This is a genomic window from Candidatus Protochlamydia sp. R18, assembly GCF_000648255.1.
Classification (GTDB): domain Bacteria; phylum Chlamydiota; class Chlamydiia; order Chlamydiales; family Parachlamydiaceae; genus Protochlamydia; species Protochlamydia amoebophila.
Genome location: NZ_BASL01000641.1, coordinates 1 through 1,213 on the forward strand (window position 1 = coordinate 1; position 1,213 = coordinate 1,213).

A 1,213-nucleotide genomic window follows, 5' to 3' on the forward strand; every position below is an offset into this window, starting at 1 on the left:
GGCGCTAGAATTCCTGCTTTTTTATTAAGGTTTTTTTACCTAACAATTTCTAAATTGAGTGAAGTGGCTAAAGTTTTAAAACGATCTAATCCATCATCTGTGAGATTCCAGCATTGGCTTAGATCTAGATACCGTAAAGCCGTTAAAGGTACCAAATGGGTCAAGCCTGCATCTGTGAGATTCTGACAGCAGCTTAGATTGAGATGCTTTAAAGCCGTTAAAGGTTTTAAATGGGCTAATCCAGCATCAGTGAGATCCTCACAGTAGCTTAGATTGAGTTGCTGTAAAGCTATTAAGGGTTTTAAATGGTCCAAGCCTGCATCCGTGAGATTCCAGTATTGGTTTAGATTTAGATACTGCAAAGCCGTTAAAGGTTTCAAATGGGCTAATCCATCATCAGTGAGAGAATCACAATCGCTTAAATCTAAATGCTGCAAAGCCGTTAAGGGTTTCAAATGGGCTAATCCATCATCAGTGAGATTCTCACAGTAGCTTAGATTGAGATGCTGTAAAGCCGTTAAGGGTGTCAAATGGGCCAAGCCTGCATCAGTGAGATTTATACAGTAGCTTAGACTGAGATGCTGTAAAGCTGTTAAGGGTGTTAAATGCGCTAATCCATCATCAGTGAGAGAATTACAATCGCTTAAATCTAAATGCTGTAAAGCCGTTAAGGGTGTCAAATGGGCTAATCCATCATCCGTGAGATTGCTGCACGGGCTTAGATTGAGATGCTGTAAAGCCGTTAAGGGTGTCAAATGGGCTAATCCATCATCCGTGAGATTGCTGCACGATCTTAGATTGAGATGCTGTAAAGCCGTTAAAGGTGTCAAATGGGCTAATCCACCATCCGTGAGATTGCTGCACGATCTTAGATCTAGATGCTGTAAAGCCGTTAAGGGCGTCAAATGGGCTAATCCATCATCCGTGAGATTGCTGCACGAGCTTAGATTGAGATGCCGTAAAGCCGTTAAGGGTGTCAAATGGGCTATTCCAGCGTCCGTAATAGCTAGACATGCCTCTAAATGAAGCACTTTTAGATTTTCACAATCTTTTAATGCTAAGAGATGGGCATCTGTTAAATAAGCCTGATTTGAAAAAYCAAGAGTTTTTATCTCATCTGAAAAATGATTTATGATTCTTTCAAACTCCGCCAATTGAGAGGTCTGGTTTAAGAATGTGCCTACAACGGTCAATTCTAAATAGTTTTTCAAAG

The 1,213-nt window shown here is 40.6% G+C and carries 1 protein-coding gene; it reads right to left on the reverse strand.

The annotated features are described in order from the left end of the window. Positions 1-35: 35 nt before the first annotated feature. Positions 36-1,213: leucine-rich repeat domain-containing protein (locus TY19_RS03630; protein ID WP_079979210.1), on the reverse strand; the 1,178-nt coding region annotated here is incomplete at its 5' end.